This window comes from Nocardia sp. NPDC051321 (assembly GCF_044455225.1).
GTDB lineage: Bacteria > Actinomycetota > Actinomycetes > Mycobacteriales > Mycobacteriaceae > Nocardia.
Genome location: NZ_JBITEM010000011.1, coordinates 139907 through 158988, shown reverse-complemented (window position 1 = coordinate 158988; position 19082 = coordinate 139907). Strand labels below are relative to the sequence as shown.

Below are 19082 nucleotides of genomic sequence, written 5' to 3'. Positions count from 1 at the left end.
CCGGAGTTATTCAGGTGGTCTCGGCCGTGCTGGGCGGCCGTGGTTGCATCAAGTCCATCGCAGATTTGTGCAGGTGACTGCGGTCGTCGCGCGCTGCCGTGGTTACTTCGGGTGGTTGCGGTCATCCGTTGTGCCGCAGCCACTCTCGCGTAGCTGCGGTTACTTCAGGCGGATCCAGATTTGTTCGGCGCGGCCGAGGAGGCGGTCGTCGGAGCCGTAAACCGCTGTGGAGGAGAAGGATTTGCGGCCTTGTTCGCCGTGGTTTTCGCCGATGACGACGCATTGTTCGCCGACCTCGGGGAGGGCGTGCACGGCGGCGGTCATGGAGCCGAGGAGGGCGGGGCGGTTGAACATGTCGGGGAGGGACCAGCCGCCGGGGCAGTCCATCGCGGCCCATAGGACGGCGGGGCCGAGCGGGAGCGTGGCGTCGGGGGTCCATGGTGCGGCAACCCGACCGTCGCCGACGGCACCGGCCTCGATGCGCAGCCCGTCGGTGCGGGCGCTGCCGCAGACGAAGCAGGACGCGAACATCTCGTTGCTCCGGTAGGAGCTCGCCGCGGCGGCCGCGGTCGCGAACGGCACGGATTGCGGTGCGTCCCGGTCGAATTCGCCCGCGCGGGTTTCGGCGACCAAGGTGTCACCGTCGTACAGGCTGCCGCCCCGCACCTCGAGCGGTGTGTCGAGCGGCGTCGGGCTGCGCAGAATAACCGTGACCGCGGCGTCCCCGTGCCGCTCGGCGAGCAGCCCGCCCACGTATCCGCCGTTACCGGAATCGGGCGGCCCGTTGAACCGACTAGAAATCCGCAATGTCGCCATACTCAGCACGCTAGCGAACCAACACCCCGCCCCTCTCGCCCCGTCCGGCGGACGAGACGTGGCTCACGGGGAACTGGTGCCGGCATCGTCTGAGTGGCGCCCACCACCAGTTCCCCCTCGACCAACTCAGCTGCTATCCGAGCAGCACCGCGTAGCCGGGCTTGATGATGTTGTCGATGATGCGCAGCCGCTCCGGGAACGGGATGAACGCCGACTTCATCGCGTTGATGGTGAAACGCTCCAGATCGCTCCAGCCGTAACCGAAGGTGTCCGCGAGCTTGAGCATTTCCTGGCTCATGCTGGTGTCGCTCATCAGCCGATTGTCGGTGTTGACCGTGACACGGAAGCGCAGCCGGGCCAGCAGATCGAACGGGTGCTTGTCCAGCGACGGAACCGCGCCGGTCTGCACGTTCGAGGACGGACAGAGCTCGAGCGGAATGCGCATGTCGCGCACGTAATTCGCGACGAGTCCGAGGCGCGCGTCCTCGATCGCGCCTGGCACGCTGATGTCGTCGGTGATCCGCACGCCGTGACCGAGCCGGTCGCAGCCGCAGAAGGCCAGTGCCTCGTGGATCGACGGCAGGCCGAACGCCTCGCCCGCGTGAATCGTGAAGTGCGCGCTGTTGGCTCGCATGTATTCGAACGCGTCCAGGTGCCTGCTCGGCGGGTACCCGGCCTCCGCGCCCGCGATGTCGAAGCCGCCGACGCCGCGATCGCGGAAGCGCACGGTGAGCTCGGCGATCTCCCGGGAGCGGGCCGCGTGCCGCATGGCGGTGAGCAGGCAGGTAACCACGATCGGACGTCCCGCCGCGGCGGCCGCGGCCTCGCCCTCCCGGAAACCTTCCAGGGTGTGCTCGACCACTTCGTCGAGGGTCAGTCCGCGTTCCAGGTGCTGTTCCGGGGCGAAGCGCACCTCGGCGTACACCACGCCGTCGGTGGACAGGTCCTCCGCGCATTCGCGGGCGACCCGGCGCAGGCCCTCCGGCGTCTGCATGACGGCGACGGTGTGCGCGAACGTTTCCAAATACAGTTCCAGCGATCCGCTGTCGGCCGCGTCGCGGAACCAGGCGGCCAGCGCCGCCTCGTCGGTGGCGGGTAGGTCCTCGTAGCCGCATTCGGCGGCCAGCTCCAGCACCGTCGCGGGCCGTAGACCACCGTCGAGGTGGTCGTGCAGCAGCGCTTTTGGCGCCTGTCGGATCGAGGCAAGGGTCAATGCGGTCGGTCCAGTCATGTAACGACGGTAGCCGCACCGCGCCCGAACGGCACCCGACTGCCGAAGTGGCAACCATCTCGTTGCCCACCCATCCCGCGCCTGCCCACATCCGGATACCGGCCCGCCCCACCGAATGCCGCACTGACCAGCGACAACTCCACACTGTGCGATGCCGCACACCGCGACGATCAGCCGATAATTCCGCACCCGCCCCCGCCGTCTCGCGTCGGAAGCCGAACGCGACACACACCCGGCGCGCCGCGATCCAGGCGCATAGCTCCATCGACCGAAGCTGTGCGCCGCAAACTAATTCACACGCAGCAACGGCAAACCATCCGTTTTCCAGGCAGCCGGATCAGGCTTCGATGCGGCCGAGCACGATTGGGGTGGTGGGCTTTTCGACGGAATCGCCGATATCGAAAGCATCGACCAACGCGGCGTGGGCGCCGGGGAACGCACCGGGGGTGTCAGTGTGCAGGGTGAGCAGCGGCTGGCCTGCGGTCACGGAATCGCCTGGCTTGGCGTGCATTTCGATGCCAGCACCGGCCTGGACCGGGTCGCCTTGGCGGGCCCGGCCCGCGCCGAGACGCCAGGCGGCGATGCCGACGCCCATGGCATCGAGGCGGGTCAGTACGCCGTCGCGCTCAGCCCGCACGACCTCGGTGTGCTTCGCCGTCGGCAGCGTCGCGTCCGGATCGCCGCCCTGGGCGCGGATCATCGCGCGCCACTGGTCCATCGCCCGGCCATCGGCGAGTACGTCGGCCGGGTCGATGTCGAGGCCGGCCAGCCCGACCATCGCACGGGCCAGGGTGATGGTGAGCTCCACGATGTCGGCGGCGCCACCACCGGCCAGCACCTCGACCGACTCGGCGACTTCGAGTGCGTTGCCCGCGGTGCGGCCGAGCGGAGTGTCCATCGCGGTCAGCAGCGCCACCGTGCGCACCCCGGCGTCGGTGCCCAATTCGACCATGGCCGTGGCCAATTCGCGGGCGCCGTCGAGGGTCTTCAGGAACGCGCCCGCGCCGACCTTCACATCGAGCACCAGCGCGGCGGTGCCCTCGGCGATCTTCTTGCTCATGATCGAGCTGGCGATCAGCGGAATGGATTCGACCGTGCCGGTCACATCGCGCAGCGCGTAGAGCCGCTTGTCGGCGGGCGCGAGATCGGCCCCCGCCGCGCACACCACCGCACCGATCGCGGGATCGGCGAGGATCTCGCGCATCCGCGGCACCGGCACGTCGGCCTGCCATCCCGGGATGGCCTCGAGCTTGTCCAGTGTGCCGCCGGTGTGCCCGAGCCCACGCCCGGACAACTGTGGCACCGCGGCACCGCACGCGGCGACCAGCGGCGCCAGCGGCAACGTGATCTTGTCCCCCACGCCGCCGGTCGAATGCTTGTCCACGGTCGGCCGCGGCAGATCGGTGAAGTCCAGCCGGCTACCCGACGCGATCATCGCGTTGGTCCAGCGGGCCGTCTCCCGGCGCGTCATCCCGCGCCACACGATCGCCATCGCCAGCGCCGACATCTGCTCGTCGCCCACCGCCCCGCGAGTGAACCCATCGACCACCCAGTCGATCTGCGCGTTCGACAGCTCGCCGCCGTCCCGCTTGGTGGTAATGATCGAAACCGCGTCCAGTGCCGTCACATTCGCCAGTCTGGCACGAGATCGAAAACAAGTCTGGCTTCTTGTCGGTGGGGTTCGATAGCCTCTCCGCATCAAACGTTCGAGGGGCTAGGGGGCAGTAAATGACATCCATCCACATCGACCGCCGCATCAGCAGGCTCGAAACACGGCTCACCGACATCGAAGACACGCACATCGAGTCGCTCTACAAGCTCACTCGTGGTGCTGCGGGCAGCACGATCGAGACCGGTCGGCTTATCGACTGGACCAACAGCGCGAGTCGAGCTTTCACCCTGATCATGGAACGGCTAGGGACTGCGCCGATCGAGTTCCCGCCGGTTGCTCGCGCCACCGAAGCCGAGATCGACGCGGCGCTCGAAGCTCAGCTCTGAGCACTCACTCAGAGCTGTCCGGCGCCCAAGTCATCCGGGCCGAAGGCATCAGGCAGCAAGGCACGTAGCGGAACGGGCCCGTCCTTGTGGTCGACCAACAGGTCGGGTCCCCCGTGTTCGTAGAGGAGTTGGCGGCATCGTCCGCACGGCATCAGGATTTCGCCACGGGAATCGGTGACCGAGATAGCCAGCAGGCGCCCGCCGCCGCCCGAATGCAAGTTACCGATGAGTACACATTCGGCACACAGGCCCAAACCATATGAGACATTTTCCACATTGCACCCGCTCACAATTCGGCCGTCGGTGCTGAGAGCCGCCGCGCCGACCGGAAACCGCGAGTACGGCGCATAGGCATTCCGCATGACTTGAATCGCGTTGTCGTGCAGGGATTTCCAGTCGATTTGCGACATCGGGAACCTCTTCTGGAACGAGCTGAACTTGGCCGCGCGAGGCCATCGAAGGAACCCTTCACGTATCAAGAAAGGCAAACCTAACCCGCCAGACTGTAGCGCAACGCACGGCACGCCGAATTAGTTCCGGCAAACCTAGAGGATTAGAGTCCAGAACAGATCGGTTCAGGTTCCCGGCAGCGGGCCGCAGCGCAGCCACCTGGGCATTTGCGCCCAAACGCAGCCGGCCTCGAAGCAATGAACCGGGTCCATCAACGACGTTGGAGGCACCGCACTCTATGACCACGATAGAAGCTCCGGCCCAGCCGAAGCGGAAGACGCTGTACCGAGGCGACCCCGGGATGTGGTCCTGGGCGCTGCACCGGATCACCGGTGTCACCATCTTCTTCTTCCTCTTCGTGCACGTCTTGGATACCGCGCTGGTCCGGGTCAGTCCGGACACCTACAACCGGGCGATCGAGACCTACAAGAGCCCCATCGTCGCGCTGATGGAAATGGGCCTTGTCGTCTGCGTGCTTTTCCACGCGCTCAATGGCGTCCGGGTGATCCTGGTCGACTTCTGGGCCAAGGGCCCGAAGTACCAGCGCCTGATGCTGTGGATCATTCTCGCGGTCTGGTTCCTGCTGGCGGTGCCCGCTATCGGCCGTCAGTTCTTCTACCTGTTCACGGAGCACTGAGATGACAGCATTGCGGAGCAATTCCGTGGGGGGCGGCGGTCGGGCGACGGGTGGGCCTGCACCTGTCCTCGGTAAGTCGTACGACCGGCCCGCGAGCCTGGACAACCCGCGCTCGCCGCGCATGCGCGCGAACAGCAACTTCGAGAAGTACGCGTGGCTGTTCATGCGCCTCTCCGGCCTGCTGCTGATCGTGCTTGTCCTCGGCCACATGTCGATCATGTTGCTGCTCGACGGCGGCGTGAAGCGGCTGAACTTCGGCTTCGTGGCCGGCCGCTGGGCAAGCCCGTTCTGGCAGCTCTGGGATCTGTCGATGCTCTGGCTCGCCCAGCTGCACGGCGGCAACGGCCTGCGCACGGTGATCGCGGACTACTCCCGCAAGGACTCGACCCGGTTCTGGCTGAACACCCTGCTGGCCATCTCGATGATCCTGATCCTGGCCGTCGGCACCTACGTCATTTTCACCTTCGACCCCAACATCAGTTAGGAACAGGCGAACTCGATGAGTGAGCGCAGCGAACGAATCATGGGCACAGCGTGCGTCGCGCATGCCGGAGCCGAGCGCAGCGAGGCGCAGGCATGAGTGACTCGCGTATTGAGGAGCATCGCTACGATGTCGTGATCGTCGGCGCCGGTGGCGCAGGCATGCGCGCGGCGATCGAGGCCGGGCCCCGGGCGCGTACCGCCGTGCTGACCAAGCTCTACCCGACCCGCAGCCACACCGGCGCGGCGCAGGGTGGCATGTGCGCCGCGCTGGCGAACGTCGAAGAAGACAACTGGGAATGGCACACCTTCGACACCGTCAAGGGTGGCGACTACCTGGTCGACCAGGACGCTGCGGAGATCATGGCCAAGGAGGCCATCGACGCGGTGATGGACCTGGAGAAGATGGGCCTGCCGTTCAACCGGACGCCCGAGGGCAAGATCGACCAGCGCCGCTTCGGTGGACACACCCGCGATCACGGCAAGGCGCCGGTGCGCCGTGCCTGTTACGCCGCCGACCGCACCGGTCACATGATCCTGCAGACGCTGTACCAGAACTGCGTCAAGCACGACGTGGAGTTCTACAACGAGTTCTACGTGCTCGACCTGGTGATGAGCGAGACCGACCGGGGCCAGGTCGCGACCGGCGTCGTCGCCTACGAGCTGGCCACCGGCGAGATCCACATCTTCCACGCGAAGTCGATCATCTTCGCCACCGGCGGCTCGGGCCGGATGTACAAGACCACCTCGAACGCGCACACGCTGACCGGTGACGGCATGGCGATCGTGTTCCGCAAGGGTCTGCCGCTGGAGGACATGGAGTTCCACCAGTTCCATCCGACCGGCCTCGCGGGTCTCGGCATCCTCATCTCCGAGGCTGTCCGCGGCGAGGGCGGCATCCTGCGCAACGCCAGCGGCGAGCGGTTCATGGAACGCTACGCCCCCACCATCAAGGACCTGGCGCCGCGCGATATCGTCGCCCGCTCGATGGTGCTCGAGGTGCTCGAGGGTCGCGGCGCCGGGCCGAACAAGGACTACGTCTACATCGACGTGACCCACCTCGGCGCGGACGTGCTCGAGGAGAAGCTGCCCGACATCACCGAATTCGCCCGCACCTATCTCGGTGTCGACCCGGTGACCGAGCTGGTTCCGGTCATGCCGACCTGCCACTACGTGATGGGTGGCATTCCCACCAAGATCCGCGGCGAAGTGCTGCGCAACAACACCGATGTGGTGCCCGGTCTTTACGCGGCAGGCGAATGCGCGTGCGTCTCGGTGCACGGCTCCAACCGTCTCGGCACCAACTCGCTGCTCGACATCAACGTGTTCGGCCGCCGCGCGGGCATCGCCGCCGCGGAGTACGCGCTCCGCACCGAGTTCGTGGAGATGCCGGAGACCCCGGCACGGATGGTCCAGGACTGGCTGGCGCTGATCCTGTCCGACCACGGCAACGAGCGCGTCGCCGACATCCGTACCGAACTGCAGTACACGATGGACATGAACGCCGCCGTGTTCCGCACCGAGGACACTCTCAAGCAAGCCCTCACCGATATCCACGTGCTCAAGGAGCGCTACAGCCGGATCACGGTGCAGGACAAGGGCAAGCGCTACAACAGCGACCTGCTCGAGGCCGTCGAGCTCGGCTTCCTGCTCGAGCTGGCCGAGGTCACCGTCGTGGGTGCGCTCAATCGCAAGGAATCGCGCGGCGGCCACGCCCGCGAGGACTACCCGGACCGCGACGACGTGAACTTCATGCGGCACACGATGGCCTACAAGGAGAGCCCGGATCTCATCTCGGATATCCGCCTCGACTTCAAGCCGGTGGTGCAGACCCGTTACGAGCCGATGGAGCGTAAGTACTGATGACTGTGCATACCCACCCCGGCGGCTCCGCCGCCTCACCGTCCCCCGGAGTACTCGAGACACCCCCGGCCAAGCCCGCGCCGGTCCCGGACGGCTCGGTGATGGTCACCGTCAAGGTCGCCCGCTTCAACCCGGAAGACGACAAGGGCGCGCACTGGGAGTCGTTCCAGGTGCCGGTCCTGACCACGGACCGTTTCCTCAACGTGCTCATCTACATCAAGTCCTACCTGGACGGCACGCTCACCTTCCGGCGCTCCTGTGCGCACGGTGTGTGTGGCTCCGACGCCATGCGGATCAACGGGGTGAACCGGCTGGCCTGCAAGGTGCTGATGAAGGACATGCTGCCCAAGGGCGACAAGTCCCTCACGATCACCGTCGAGCCGATCCGCGGCCTGCCCGTGGAGAAGGACCTCGTGGTGAACATGGAGCCGTTCTTCGACGCGTTCCGCGCGGTGAAGCCCTATCTGATGACCTCGGGGAACGAGCCGACCCGCGAACGCATCCAGAGCCAGGCCGACCGCGCCCGCTTCGATGACACCACCAAGTGCATCCTGTGCGCCTGCTGCACCACCTCCTGCCCCGTGTACTGGAGCGACGGCAGCTATTTCGGCCCGGCCGCGATCGTGAACGCGCACCGCTTCATCTTCGACAGCCGCGACGAAGGCGCCCGCGAACGCCTCGACATCCTCAACGACGTCGAAGGTGTCTGGCGCTGCCGCACCACCTTCAACTGCACCGACGCCTGCCCCCGCGGCATCGAAGTCACCAAGGCCATCCAAGAAGTCAAGCGCGCGTTGCTCTTCGCCCGCTGATCCCCGACACCCGAAGGCCGCCTCCATCGAAAGATGCAGGCGGCCTTCGCTGTTGGAGGCTGCCGCTACTTGTGGCCATTTGATTCCCATTTCCTGGCAGCCGCGGCCATTTCAGTAGCATTTCGGCGGACATTTCAGTAGCCCTTCGACCACCGCTTACCAGTTGAAAGGGCGAGGCACAGCTCGGTAGCTCATGTCGGCCCCATCGAAAGATGAACGCGCCTTCGCCGATTTCCGGGTACCGAGCCGGGCTAGTTGTCGTAGGAGGCTACGCCGACGGGGCCGGAGCCTAGGCAGAGGGTGAGTCCTGTTGTGTGGGAGGCGATTCGGAGGGTTGAGCCGCTTCCTACTACGCGGACGAAGACTGTGTTGAGGCCTTTTCGGACGGGGACGGCGACGGATTTGCCGTGTTCGAGTGCGACGGATAGTTGGCCGTCACCGCTGGCCAGGTAGTTGAGCTGGGCGGTCCATTCGTGGTCGAGCATGGGGCCGTCGAGTGGAATGGGGAGCGGGTCGGGGCCTTGGATTCGGTAGCCGCAGTTGGGGTCTGTGCCGGGCAGGATGCGGCGGTTCCACCAGACCTTGGCTTCGACGATCGTGCCGGTGTCGGTGATCATCCGCAGGTGCGTGGTCGAGTCGGCGAAGGTGCCCGGTGCGGCGATGGGGGCGAGGACCTGGGTGGTCAGGTTTTGTGGGTAGGCCAGGGGGTTCAGGACGTCCCATGGGACCTCTTGCTCCAGTAGTGGTGCGCCGTCCCAATGGTCCAGTGCCGGTTTCACGTTCGCGATATACGTCTTGGTCGGGCTAGGGCTCCAGGACCGGACGAAGGTGTACGTGGAGAACAGGCTGCTCACTACGAACAGCGTCAGCACCGGTATCGCGGCGCGGCGGCCGAACAACGGACTCAGCGCCTTTCGTGGACTCGCCCGCAGGATCAGTGCGCCAACGACGGACAACGTCACGCCGAGATCGGCGAAGTACCGCAGTGACTGCATGAGTTCGGCCGCGGTGTTCGGACCGCCGCGCACCAGCGCCACCGGCAGTTGCATCAGCAGCACATAGGCCACGGCGAGCACCCACACCGGCCACACTCGTCGCCTGGTGTAAATCGACAGTGCCACAACCGAAACCAGCAGGATCCAGGCGACGACCACCGCCGCGCCGGGTGGGTCGGCCCATGGCGCGGCAGGCAACCATCGCTCCCACCGCCACGGCCCGCCGACCAGCGCGGGCACGACGCCGAGCGAGGTCGCGTTGGGTAGCCAGTCGCGCATGCCCTGCGGATTGTTGTGCACCCCGGAGAAACCGACGACCGCGAGATACGCCGCCAGCCAGCAGAGCAGCACCAGGCCCGACCCCACCCACAACCGCACACCGCGCCGCGCCACCACGCGAACAGCGGCTTCCCGCCCGTCGACATAGTGGGCGAGCACCGCGACAGCGAACGCGACGAACGGGATGATCACCGATTTCTCGAAGAACAACAGCGCCACCGCGAGCACGACCATCCCGGACAGGACATACCGCTGCCGTCCGGTGCGCACCAGAAGCAGCGCATCCCCGATTACCCAGGCGAGCGCGAATTGCAAAGGCAGCGCGTTCAATGCGGCCGACCACCAGGCGAACGCCGGGAGGGTCACCGGCGAGAACAGAAAGAAGATCAGTGGAATGAGCAGCGCCCACCGGTCGCCGAGCAGCACGCGCAACATCCGCAGCACCGACAACGACACCGCGAGCTGCCCGATCAGCAACGAGAGCGCGGGCACCGCCCACACCAGCGGCGCCATTGCCGTCGCCACCCAGGCGGTTGCGAAGGCGAGCGGCATGAAATGCCCGTCGTGATCGTGCCACAGCAGATCCGCGGAAAACAGCGGATACCGGGCGGCCCGGCCGACCAGGATCAGATCGTCCCAGTAGAAGTACCCGCTGCCCGCCACCCAGCCGCGCAACGCCAGTTGCAGCACGATCAAACACACCGCCGCGACGACAACGGATGACACTCGCCCGAGACGGCGTTGGATGCGCGCCGCGACCGCCTCCGGGCGCGGCGTGGGCACGGCCGTCGATGGTGCGATCGCAGCGGTGTCCATGCCGAGCCACCCTAGTGGCGGCCCGGCTACACCCAGGTGTGGCGCCGCAGTGGAACGATCAGGCCGCGTATCCGGTGGCCTTCTCGACCTCGACCCGAACCGCGACCCGAACTTGGCCTTCGGCGGGGAGGGCGTGGTCCTTGCCGTCGTACTTCCACGACAGGCGGTGGCCGACCTCGAGATCGACATCTCGCACGATCGTCGTCTTCCCCCGCAACTCGACATAGCTCTCGCCGTCGGCGGAGTCGATCACGGTCACGCTGACGCGCGGGTCACGCACCATGTTGCGGTGCTTGAGCCGGCCTTCCAGAGTGGAGAACAGCAGGTCGTCACCGTCCCTGAGGACCCACATCGCGGAGGTCTGCGGGCTGCCGTCGGCATTGATCGTGGCGAGCACCGCGTAATTCTTGGCGTCGAGCAAGGCGATGGTGGCTTGGCTGAGCGTGATTCCCATGCGCTGGACAGTAATGGGCACGCCGGAGAATCCGCCTGTCGTTTTTCGCGATAGCCAATTGCCATCAATACCGGCGGGTTGCCGGTAAGTTGATCTTGGACGTGCTCTCCAGGTTGCCGCACACATCGTCGGCCGCGCCGTGACAATCCGTCGCGGATGGCTCGAGAGGAAGGCGCTAACCCCATGTACGTGTTCCGAACGGCCATCGCCGCGACCGTGCTGACCTGCCCCGCACTGGTCGCCGCGGCCGCGACGGCCTCCGCACCGACCAGCGCCGTGCCACACCACCATTGCGCCGCGGCGCAGGTGACCTCGGCCGTCGTCACCACGAATGCCCGTGGGCCGGCCGTTCCGCACCGCACGGTGCTCAGCACCCTGCTCTACCCGGGACTCGTCGATACCGCGGGCCCGCTCGGCATGGGCGGCGCGGCGTTCGGCCTCGGCCTGGCGGGTCTGATCGGCACCGGCAGCGCGTTGCTCGGCACCGGCAGCGTCGCCGCCGCACCATGGGCGGCGTTCCTCGGCACCGGCAGTGCCGCAGCCGGGACCGGCAGCGCCGCACTCGCACCGCTCGGTGTTGTGCTCGGCGCGGGTGCCGCGTTCCTCGGCACCGGTAGCGCCGCCGCGGGCGCCTCGGGCAGCGTCGCCACCGGCGGCCTCGGCACCCCCTTGGCCATGCTCGGCGCGGGTAGCGCGGCCGCGGGCACCGGCAGCGCGAGCCTGGCCGGAGCAGGTGCGGCCGCCGCACCTTTCGCCGCGATGGCGGGCACCGGCAGCGCCATGCTCGGCAGCGGCAGCGTCGCCGCGGTCCCCTTCGGCGTCGCCTTGGGCGCGGGGGTCGCCGCCGGAATAGCCACCGGCAGTGCGGGAATGGCATCACTGAGCGCCGCGTCACCGGTCGCGGGGGACGAGACCACCCGCACGGGCAAGAGCGCGGGCATCGGCACCGATAAAAGCACCGACACCGAATCGACCGACGTGGGGTACCGTCCGTTGAAACTGGGCCCATCGACACACTGATCCGACAAGCGATTTCGACTCCCCATCCTCAAGATTGCCTAGAACAAACGGGAATTCACCGGCGGATCCGCCAGGATCCATCGGCACAAAGCGAAGGCCGCCTCATCGAAAGACAAAGGTGGCCTGCCCATTCCAGGCGACTCTTGATCTACAGCGCCGCACGGACCTTCGCGGCGAACTCGTAGTCACGCTGCCAATCCGCCCCCGTCGGCAGCGCGATCACCCGCGAGACACCTTGTGCCGCATAGGCGGACAGCTGCTCGGCGGCCGGTACGACGTCCGCCGGCAAACCGACCGCCAGCACCGTGACCGAGAGTGGCGCACGGTCCCGCTGTGCGGCGAGTTCCTGGAGTTCCGCGATGTCCTTGGCCAGTGGCTGCGGGTCCGATTGGATGGTGATCCAGCCATCGCCATAGGTGGCGGCACGCCGCCGCGCACGGGCGCTGTTGCCGCCCACCAGAATCGGCGGCATCGCCGAACCTGGCGCGAGGGTCACCTCGAGCCCGTCTGCCAGCGTGGTCGGCTGTCCGGTAACGAGGCCGGGGAGCACCGCCAACGCCTCGTCGGTGCGCCTGCCACGGTCCTCGAACGAGACGCCGGCCGCGCGCCACCCGATGTCGCCGTGGGCTGGATTCCCGGTGCCGACACCGACGACGAGCCGGTCGCCGGACACGTGCTGCAGGGTGCTGATCTGTTTGGCCGCCCAGGCGACCGGACGCAGCGCCAGCAGCATGACGTTGTAGCCGATGCGGATTCGGTCGGTGACCGCCGCGGCCGCGGCCAGGGTGACGGTGCTGTCCAACATCGGGGCGCTCGCCACCAGGTGATCGGTAGACCAGACCGAATCGAGTCCGAGCTCTTCGGCAAAGCGGGCGCTGGCCCGGACGTCGCCGATGATCGGGTGCTCGGGGTCGGGGGTCGAGGTGGGCAGGAAAACGCCTATCTCCATGGTCATGGTCTTCCAATCACTCGCTGTCGGCTGCTGTTACGTAACGCTACGTGCCTGCACCGAGCGTTCCAATCGCCTGGTTACTCACGATCATGTCGCAAACGCTCACCACGTGTCCGCATCGAATGATGCGGTGCTCGGCGCGGCCGCCGACCGGGGCGTGCCCAACCTGGTGTGATCACCGGCGACCGCCACCAGAACCATGCCGCCGATCTGCGCCGCGACTTCGCCGACGCCGAATCACCCGTCGTAGCCTCGGAATTCAGGCCCGACGAACAACGCCGCGAGATGACCGGCGGCGGAGCACCGGTCAGTGACCGACGACGCTGGCCGGTGCGCTGGACCAGGCTTCGCCCGCGATCACGACGTGGTCGAGAAAGCGAAGGCCGACGGTGCGCGCGGCCTCGGCGAGCAGGGTGCTGGCGCGGCGGTCGTCGAGGCTCGGGGTCGGGTCGCCGGAGGGGTGGTTGTGCACGACGGCGAAGGCGCGGCCGTCGTGGCGCAGCACGGTATTCAGGATTTCGCGGACCGGGACCGCGACCTGATCGACCGCGCCCTCGGCGACGAATACCCGCCGCCGCAACTGGTTCTGGGCGTCGCACACCAGGACGAGCAGTCGCTCGACCCGGGCGCCGGTGAACAGCGGGCGGGCCGCGGCGGCGACATCGGACGCGCCGCCGAGGCGGATCGCCGTGCCGGTGTCGCCGCGCGCCCGGGAGCCGAGGTGGAACGCGGCGATCAGGGCCGCTGCCTTCGCCACCCCGACGCCGGCCCGGCGCGACAACTCTTCGGGACGGGCCGCCGCCAACCCGGCCAGCCCGCCGTGTTCAACGAGAAGTTCCACCGCGAGATCCAGCGCGCTGGCGCCGGGCCTGCCGTGCCGTAACAGCAAGGCCAGCAATTCGACATCGCTGAGCGCCTGCGGACCGAGCGCGAGCAGTCGCTCGCGCGGCCGTTGCTCGACGGGTACATCGATAAGAGAGACCGGCATCGTTTCACCCCTTGGTCACGGCGACAGTGTCACGGAGTGTGCCAGGCCCTACCGACATGTTGCCCGCGGCCGCGGAGCCGCCCGAGATGTCCGATCCCTGCCGATTGCGGATCGGCGCGAGTCGGGCACACTGAGAGCGTCGACCGAGTACAGGGGCAGATGAATGTTCAAAGCGCGCAAGGCAACCGCGGCACCGGGGCACGTCATGCTGCTGTCCGCGGCGCTCGCCGCGATCGCGCTGCTGGTGACGTCGTGCACCAGCGACAAGGACCCCGTCGGACCGCCGGTTCCGACCCTCGATCCCTACTACCGGCAGACGCTGTCATGGGGTTCGTGCGACGGCTACCAGGGCGGCAAGGAACTCGGCGCGGCCGGGATCGAGTGCGCGCGGGTGCTGGTACCGATCGACTACGGCAAACCCGGCGGCGACACCGCGCGGATCGCCATCTCCCGGCTGCGCGCCACCGGAACCCGGGTCGCGTCGTTGCTGACCAACCCGGGTGGACCCGGCGCACCGGGGTTGGCTTTGCCACTGGCACTGGCGAAGTCGCCGGTGGCCGAACGTCTCGACGTGATCGGAATGGACGTGCGCGGGCTCGGCGCCTCGACCCCGCACGTCAGCTGCCGCTCGGCCGCCGAGTTCGAGACGGGTCAGCGCGTGCTCGGCCGGACCGACCCGCTCGCGGAGATCGACCAGGTCGAGGAGGAGAACGAGGACTACGCCAACTCGTGCGCGCGGCGCACCGGGCTGACGCTGCTCGCGCATGTCGGCACCGTCGACGTCGCCCGCGACATGGACGTCGTCCGATCCGCGCTCGGTGAACAGGAGCTGACGTACTTCGGCGGGTCCTACGGCACTCGCCTCGGCTCGACCTACGCCGAGCTGTTTCCGGATCGGGTGCGCGCGATGGTCCTCGACGCCCCCGTCGACCCCACCACGAATATCGGCGACGAGGTGATCACCGCTGCCGGCTTCCAGCAGGCGTTCGACGCCTACGCCGCCGACTGTGCCAAAGCACCGGACTGCCCGCTCGGCACCGATCCGAAGAAAGCGAACGAGAACTACCGCGCGCTGGTCAACCCGCTGATCCAGCACCCGATCCGCGGGCTCGACTACGGCGCCGTCACCACCGCGACGATCGCCGCGCTCTACCATCCCTCGTCCTGGCCGGACCTGACCAAAGGCTTGACCGACCTCGCCAAAGGCCGCAGCGACGTCTTGCTCGACGAGGCGACCACATACGAGGACGCCTCGTCCGATGACGTGCACCGCGCGGTGCTCTGCCTGGAGGAGGTCCGGGTGACCGATCGTGCCGTCGCGGCCGACATCGTCCGCCGATCCCGCTCTGCCGCTCCGGCTTTCGACGACGGCACGGGAAACGCCAACGCCTCGGCGCCGCTGGACGCCTGCGCGTTCTGGCCCGTCCCACCGACCGCCCAGCCGCACGTACCCAAGGTGGTCGGCCTACCGAAGGTCGTGGTCGTCGCGGCGACCGGCGATCCGGCGACGCCCTATCCCGGCGCCGTCACCCTCGCGAAAACCCTTGGCGCCGCGTTGATCACCTACGAGGGCACCCAGCACGGAGCCGCGTTCGAGGGCATCACCTGCGTCGACCAGCCCGTAGTGAAATATCTGATCGATCTGACAGCACCGGCCGATGGCCTGCGGTGCTCGAAAACGTGAGCCGCCGAGCTACCCGTCGACGACCACGAACTCGGGCCCTGGCAGCGCGAACAAGGCGTTGGCGGCGAGCTTTTCGAGATGCCGCAGTTGACGCTCGTGCACGACGATCCGGCGCAGTGCCTCGTTGATCGTGGCGTTGCTCGTCGAGGTGCCCATCACGGCGGCCGCGGCGGCGAGCAACTTCTGGTCGAGATCGATCCGCACGGATTTCATGCGTCCTCCTTCGTACATTCGCCATTTTGCGCCATGTTGCTCGCTCATGTCCGGCAAATCGGGACAGCGTCGGCGAATACCCGGCAGCGAGCGACGGCGGCTGGTCAGCTCGTCGGCGGAATCCGTCGTCCGATGCCGGTAATTGCACAGTAAAGGACGGTCAGCTAGGCAGTTTGCCAAGCTGCGTTGGCTTTTGTTGTCGGGAGGCCCGAGCGGTGCTTGCATCGACGTATGTTCACCGAAGCGCAGCTGTACTCACCGGTGACCCGGTCCGGCGACGGCGATGTGACCGTCCACCTCAGCGACGAGCACCCCGGCGTGCACGACGCGGACTACCGGGCTCGTCGCAATGCCATCGCCGCGCTTGCGCTCGATTACGCACCGGGCAAACCCGTTCCGCAGATCGACTACACCGAAGAGGAGCAGCAGGTCTGGCGGATCGCCTCGGCCGAGCTCGCCCGCAAGCACCAAACCTATGCCTGCGCGGAGGTGCTCGAGTCCGCGGCGCGGCTCGCGCTGCCCGAGGACCACATCCCGCAGCTGAACGAGGTCTCGGCGGCGCTGGTGCCGCTCAGCGGATTCCGCTACGCCCCGGCCGCCGGACTGGTGCCGCTGCGCCAGTTCTTCGGCTCGTTCGCGGATCGGACCTTCCACTCCACCCAGTACATCCGGCATCACTCGGCACCGCTGTACACCCCGGAGCCCGACGCCATCCACGAGATCATCGGCCATGCCAATCAGATCGCGAGCCCGCGCTTCGCCGCCATCTACGAGGCGGTCGGCGCGGCGGTGGGTCGCTTGGAGACCGAGCCCGCGCTGAAGTTCCTCGCGAACGTCTTCTGGTTCTCGATGGAGTTCGGCGTGGTCCGGGAGAACAGCGAGGTCCGTTGTTACGGTGCGGGATTGCTGTCCTCCTACGGTGAGATCGAGGAGTTCCGGGGCGCCGACCTGCGACCGCTCGATGTCGCGGTGATGGGCACCGCGGTGTACGACATCACCCACTACCAGCCGATTCTGTACTGCGCCGAGTCGGTCGCCGAGATCGAGGACGTGATCGGCGGGTTCTTCGCGACGATGGACGACGAGACCCCGGACCGGCTGCGGCAGTCGAGTGCGGCTGGCGCGCAGTAGCTTTCCCGATCCGAACCAGTAGCGAGCAGGGTTCAGCCCTGCTCGCTCGGTTTGTCCTGGCCGAACGGCAACCCTGCCTCCAGCAAATCCAGCATCCTGCCGATGTTGTCCAGATTCATCGGCGTGATGCGCGCGATGGCCAGACCCGCGCCCGTCAACGCGCCCGCGAATACCCGTATCTCGAAATCGTCGGCGGTGCCACCGACCCGTTCGGCCATCACGGCGGCGACCATCTCGATGTTGCGTTCCATCTCCAGACCGATGGCGGAGCGCAGCTCGGGCACGTGATAGACCAGCGCCTGCCGTTCCTGCTCGAACGCCATCGCCGCCGCGGGCAGCTGGGTGAAGACCGCCTCGATCGCGTTGCGGAAAGCGGTCAGCGGCGCGATATCGGGCGGCTGCGCCCGGATGGCCTCGATCAATATCGGATCGAGGTCGTCGGCCAGCACCAGCTGTTCCTTGCTCGGGAAGTAGCGGAAGAAGGTGCTCGGCGATACCTCGGCGGCCGCGGCGATCTGCTCGATGGTCGTCTCGTTGTAGCCCTGCGTGCGGAACAGCCGGAACGCTTCTTCGCGAATCGTCCGGCGGGTCCGCACCTTCTTCCGCTCACGCAGGCCGCGCACAGCAGGCTCTTCTCCGGACAATTCAACCGACATATGTCGATTCTGACTTATCGGCGACACGGACGGCGCCACCGGCGATATCCAGCCCTTCCGCCGCAGCCGTGTTGGCGGGCTGCTTCGCTCGGATGAAGGCGGCGGCCAGTACCGCCGCCAGCGCGCACAGGGCCGCGCAGGCCCACAGCATCGCGGCCATGCCGCCGACGAACGCGCTCTGCACCTGGTGCAGCACCGCCGAATCGCCGAGCTGGTGCGCCGCCTCGACTCCGGCGTTGACGCCATCGGAGATCGGATCGTGGTTCAACGAGCCGAGTTCCGAGCGGTACTGGGTGGACAGCACCGTGCCGAGGATCGCGACGCCGATGGTGCCGCCGGCCTGACGCAGGGCCTGAATCAACGCGGAACCGGAGCCCGCGCGTTCGGCGGTGAGCTCGCCCATTGCCAGACCCATGGCCGTCGGCATGGCCAGGCCCATGCCCGCGCCGAGCACCGTCGTCCACAACGCGGTGAAGCCGTAGCCACTGTCCACACTGGTCATCGCGCCGAGCGCGAGCGCACCGGCCAGCAGGGCGAAACCTAGGGCGAGCAGTCCTCGGGCGCCCAGCTTCGGCAGGATCTTGTCGCCCAGCCTGCTGCCGACGATCAGCCCGCCGATCAGCGGCAGCAGCCGCAGACCACTGCCGAGTGCGTCCACTCCCAGTACCGCCTGGAAATACTGTGGCACGGTGAAGAACATGCCGAACATGGCGAAGTTGACGACGATGGAAAGCCCCGTGCCCCAGCGGAATCCGGCGTTCTCGAACAGGCCGAGATCGATCAGCGGATGCGCCGACCTTCGCTGCCAGAGTACGAAGGCACCGAGCAACAGCACACCGGCGACCACGGTGACCCAGGCCGACACATTGCCCCAGCCGAGATCGCCGATCCGGATGAAGCCGTAGGTGAGACCGAGCATGCCCGCTGCGGAGAGCAGCACGCCGGGGACGTCGACGCGGAGTTGGTTCTCGCTGCGCGATTCCGGCACGAGCGCGAAGACCGCGAGCGCGCCGATGATCACCATCGGGACATTGATCAGGAATACCGAGCCCCACCAGAAGTTCCGCAGCAGCCAGCCGCCGAGGATCGGCCCCAGCGGCAGACCGAGGGCCGTCGAGGTCACCCAGATGGTGAGCGCGCGCTGACGTTTTGCAGGCTCAGGGAACAGCGATGGCAGCACCGACATGGACAGCGGCATCATCGCCGCCGCCCCGACGCCGAGCACCACCCGTGCGGCGATGAGCTGGCCGGACGATGTGGCAAACGCGCAGGCCAGCGATGCGACGCCGAAGATGAGCAGTGCGCCGAGCAGGAACTTCTTGCGGCCATAGCGGTCGCCGAGCGCACCCGCGGGCAGCATCAGCGCGGCGAGCGCCAGCGTGTATGCGCCGGTGAACCATTGCAGCGCAGCGGTATTCGCGTGCAGATCGACGGCGAGTGTCGGCAACGCCACGGTCAGCACCGTGGTGTCGAGCCCGATGGTCAGCATCGCTACCGCGAGCGCGCCGAGCGCAAGCCAGCGGCGTGTTGCGTCTGTCTTCATAACCCCTCCGAAAATGATAGAAACTATTTTTTGATAGTAGCTTCCATTTAGTAGGTCCTGTCAA

At 67.2% G+C, this 19082-nt stretch carries 19 protein-coding genes and 1 pseudogene; 9 read left to right on the top strand and 11 right to left on the bottom strand.

The window, feature by feature from the left end:
- Positions 1 to 159: 159 nt before the first annotated feature.
- The 3 genes from ACIA8C_RS26515 to ACIA8C_RS26505 form a co-directional block, all read right to left on the bottom strand.
- Positions 160 to 816: a hypothetical protein gene (locus ACIA8C_RS26515; RefSeq protein WP_397139185.1), complete on the bottom strand. Its 657-nt coding sequence runs from the start codon at positions 814 to 816 to the stop codon at positions 160 to 162.
- A gap of 133 nt (positions 817 to 949) precedes the next feature.
- Positions 950 to 2047, bottom strand: a complete 1098-nt coding sequence (locus ACIA8C_RS26510) for an adenosine deaminase (protein WP_397139183.1) — start codon at positions 2045 to 2047, stop codon at positions 950 to 952.
- Between the two features lie 337 nt (positions 2048 to 2384).
- Positions 2385 to 3674 (bottom strand): thymidine phosphorylase, encoded by a 1290-nt coding sequence (locus ACIA8C_RS26505; protein WP_397139181.1) that lies wholly within the window; start codon positions 3672 to 3674, stop codon positions 2385 to 2387.
- Between the two features lie 101 nt (positions 3675 to 3775).
- On the opposite strand from ACIA8C_RS26505, the gene ACIA8C_RS26500 reads away from it, so the two are divergent.
- Positions 3776 to 4045, top strand: coding sequence for a hypothetical protein (locus ACIA8C_RS26500; protein WP_397139179.1), 270 nt, complete (start codon positions 3776 to 3778; stop codon positions 4043 to 4045).
- A gap of 8 nt (positions 4046 to 4053) precedes the next feature.
- Here ACIA8C_RS26500 and ACIA8C_RS26495 read toward each other — a convergent pair whose 3' ends face one another.
- On the bottom strand, positions 4054 to 4455 hold the full coding sequence (locus ACIA8C_RS26495; protein ID WP_397139177.1) for a cytidine deaminase: 402 nt from the start codon (positions 4453 to 4455) through the stop codon (positions 4054 to 4056).
- Positions 4456 to 4733: 278 nt separating this feature from the next.
- Here ACIA8C_RS26495 and sdhC point away from each other — a divergent pair, with 278 nt between their 5' ends.
- The 4 genes from sdhC (at position 4734) to ACIA8C_RS26475 (ending at position 8287) form a co-directional block, all read left to right on the top strand.
- Complete coding sequence (sdhC, locus tag ACIA8C_RS26490) at positions 4734 to 5132, top strand: succinate dehydrogenase, cytochrome b556 subunit (protein ID WP_357386540.1); 399 nt, start codon at positions 4734 to 4736, stop codon at positions 5130 to 5132.
- Position 5133: 1 nt separating this feature from the next.
- Positions 5134 to 5616, top strand: a complete 483-nt coding sequence (locus ACIA8C_RS26485) for a succinate dehydrogenase hydrophobic membrane anchor subunit (protein WP_397139175.1) — start codon at positions 5134 to 5136, stop codon at positions 5614 to 5616.
- 107 nt (positions 5617 to 5723) lie between these two features.
- The gene (sdhA, locus tag ACIA8C_RS26480; protein WP_397139618.1) at positions 5724 to 7475 is read left to right on the top strand and encodes a succinate dehydrogenase flavoprotein subunit; all 1752 of its coding nucleotides are present in this window, start codon (positions 5724 to 5726) and stop codon (positions 7473 to 7475) included.
- Between the two features lie 101 nt (positions 7476 to 7576).
- Positions 7577 to 8287 (top strand): succinate dehydrogenase iron-sulfur subunit, encoded by a 711-nt coding sequence (locus ACIA8C_RS26475; RefSeq protein WP_223885298.1) that lies wholly within the window; start codon positions 7577 to 7579, stop codon positions 8285 to 8287.
- A 251-nt stretch (positions 8288 to 8538) separates the two neighbouring features.
- Here ACIA8C_RS26475 and ACIA8C_RS26470 read toward each other — a convergent pair whose 3' ends face one another.
- Positions 8539 to 10377 carry a hypothetical protein gene (locus ACIA8C_RS26470; RefSeq protein WP_397139173.1) on the bottom strand — a complete coding sequence of 613 codons (1839 nt, stop codon included), beginning with the start codon at positions 10375 to 10377 and terminating at the stop codon, positions 8539 to 8541.
- 58 nt (positions 10378 to 10435) lie between these two features.
- Positions 10436 to 10831: a PPOX class F420-dependent oxidoreductase gene (locus tag ACIA8C_RS26465; RefSeq protein ID WP_397139171.1), complete on the bottom strand. Its 396-nt coding sequence runs from the start codon at positions 10829 to 10831 to the stop codon at positions 10436 to 10438.
- 183 nt (positions 10832 to 11014) lie between these two features.
- Between ACIA8C_RS26465 and ACIA8C_RS26460 the strand changes: the two genes are divergently transcribed.
- A complete protein-coding gene (locus ACIA8C_RS26460; RefSeq protein WP_397139169.1) occupies positions 11015 to 11851 on the top strand; it encodes a hypothetical protein in 837 nt (278 codons plus the stop codon).
- A gap of 148 nt (positions 11852 to 11999) precedes the next feature.
- Here the strand turns inward: ACIA8C_RS26460 and ACIA8C_RS26455 are convergent, their stop codons facing one another.
- Positions 12000 to 12806: an LLM class flavin-dependent oxidoreductase gene (locus ACIA8C_RS26455; protein ID WP_397139167.1), complete on the bottom strand. Its 807-nt coding sequence runs from the start codon at positions 12804 to 12806 to the stop codon at positions 12000 to 12002.
- A 112-nt stretch (positions 12807 to 12918) separates the two neighbouring features.
- Here ACIA8C_RS26455 and ACIA8C_RS26450 point away from each other — a divergent pair.
- A pseudogene (locus tag ACIA8C_RS26450) lies at positions 12919 to 13064 on the top strand (alkaline phosphatase D family protein); the annotation flags it as partial.
- A gap of 46 nt (positions 13065 to 13110) precedes the next feature.
- On the opposite strand, the gene ACIA8C_RS26445 reads toward ACIA8C_RS26450, so the two are convergent.
- Positions 13111 to 13791, bottom strand: coding sequence for a RadC family protein (locus ACIA8C_RS26445; RefSeq protein WP_397139165.1), 681 nt, complete (start codon positions 13789 to 13791; stop codon positions 13111 to 13113).
- 163 nt (positions 13792 to 13954) lie between these two features.
- On the opposite strand from ACIA8C_RS26445, the gene ACIA8C_RS26440 reads away from it, so the two are divergent.
- Positions 13955 to 15475, top strand: a complete 1521-nt coding sequence (locus tag ACIA8C_RS26440) for an alpha/beta hydrolase (protein WP_397139163.1) — start codon at positions 13955 to 13957, stop codon at positions 15473 to 15475.
- Positions 15476 to 15484: 9 nt separating this feature from the next.
- Here ACIA8C_RS26440 and ACIA8C_RS26435 read toward each other — a convergent pair whose 3' ends face one another.
- Positions 15485 to 15688: a type II toxin-antitoxin system VapB family antitoxin gene (locus ACIA8C_RS26435; RefSeq protein ID WP_397139161.1), complete on the bottom strand. Its 204-nt coding sequence runs from the start codon at positions 15686 to 15688 to the stop codon at positions 15485 to 15487.
- 231 nt (positions 15689 to 15919) lie between these two features.
- On the opposite strand from ACIA8C_RS26435, the gene ACIA8C_RS26430 reads away from it, so the two are divergent.
- Complete coding sequence (locus tag ACIA8C_RS26430; RefSeq protein ID WP_397139159.1) at positions 15920 to 16819, top strand: phenylalanine 4-monooxygenase; 900 nt, start codon at positions 15920 to 15922, stop codon at positions 16817 to 16819.
- 32 nt (positions 16820 to 16851) lie between these two features.
- Here the strand turns inward: ACIA8C_RS26430 and ACIA8C_RS26425 are convergent, their stop codons facing one another.
- Together ACIA8C_RS26425 and ACIA8C_RS26420 are read right to left on the bottom strand one after the other, a co-directional pair.
- A complete protein-coding gene (locus ACIA8C_RS26425) occupies positions 16852 to 17475 on the bottom strand; it encodes a TetR family transcriptional regulator (protein ID WP_397139157.1) in 624 nt (207 codons plus the stop codon).
- Positions 17465 to 19018 carry a DHA2 family efflux MFS transporter permease subunit gene (locus ACIA8C_RS26420; protein WP_397139155.1) on the bottom strand — a complete coding sequence of 518 codons (1554 nt, stop codon included), beginning with the start codon at positions 19016 to 19018 and terminating at the stop codon, positions 17465 to 17467. Before ACIA8C_RS26420 ends, ACIA8C_RS26425 begins: the two co-directional genes overlap by 11 nt.
- Positions 19019 to 19082 lie beyond the last annotated feature (64 nt).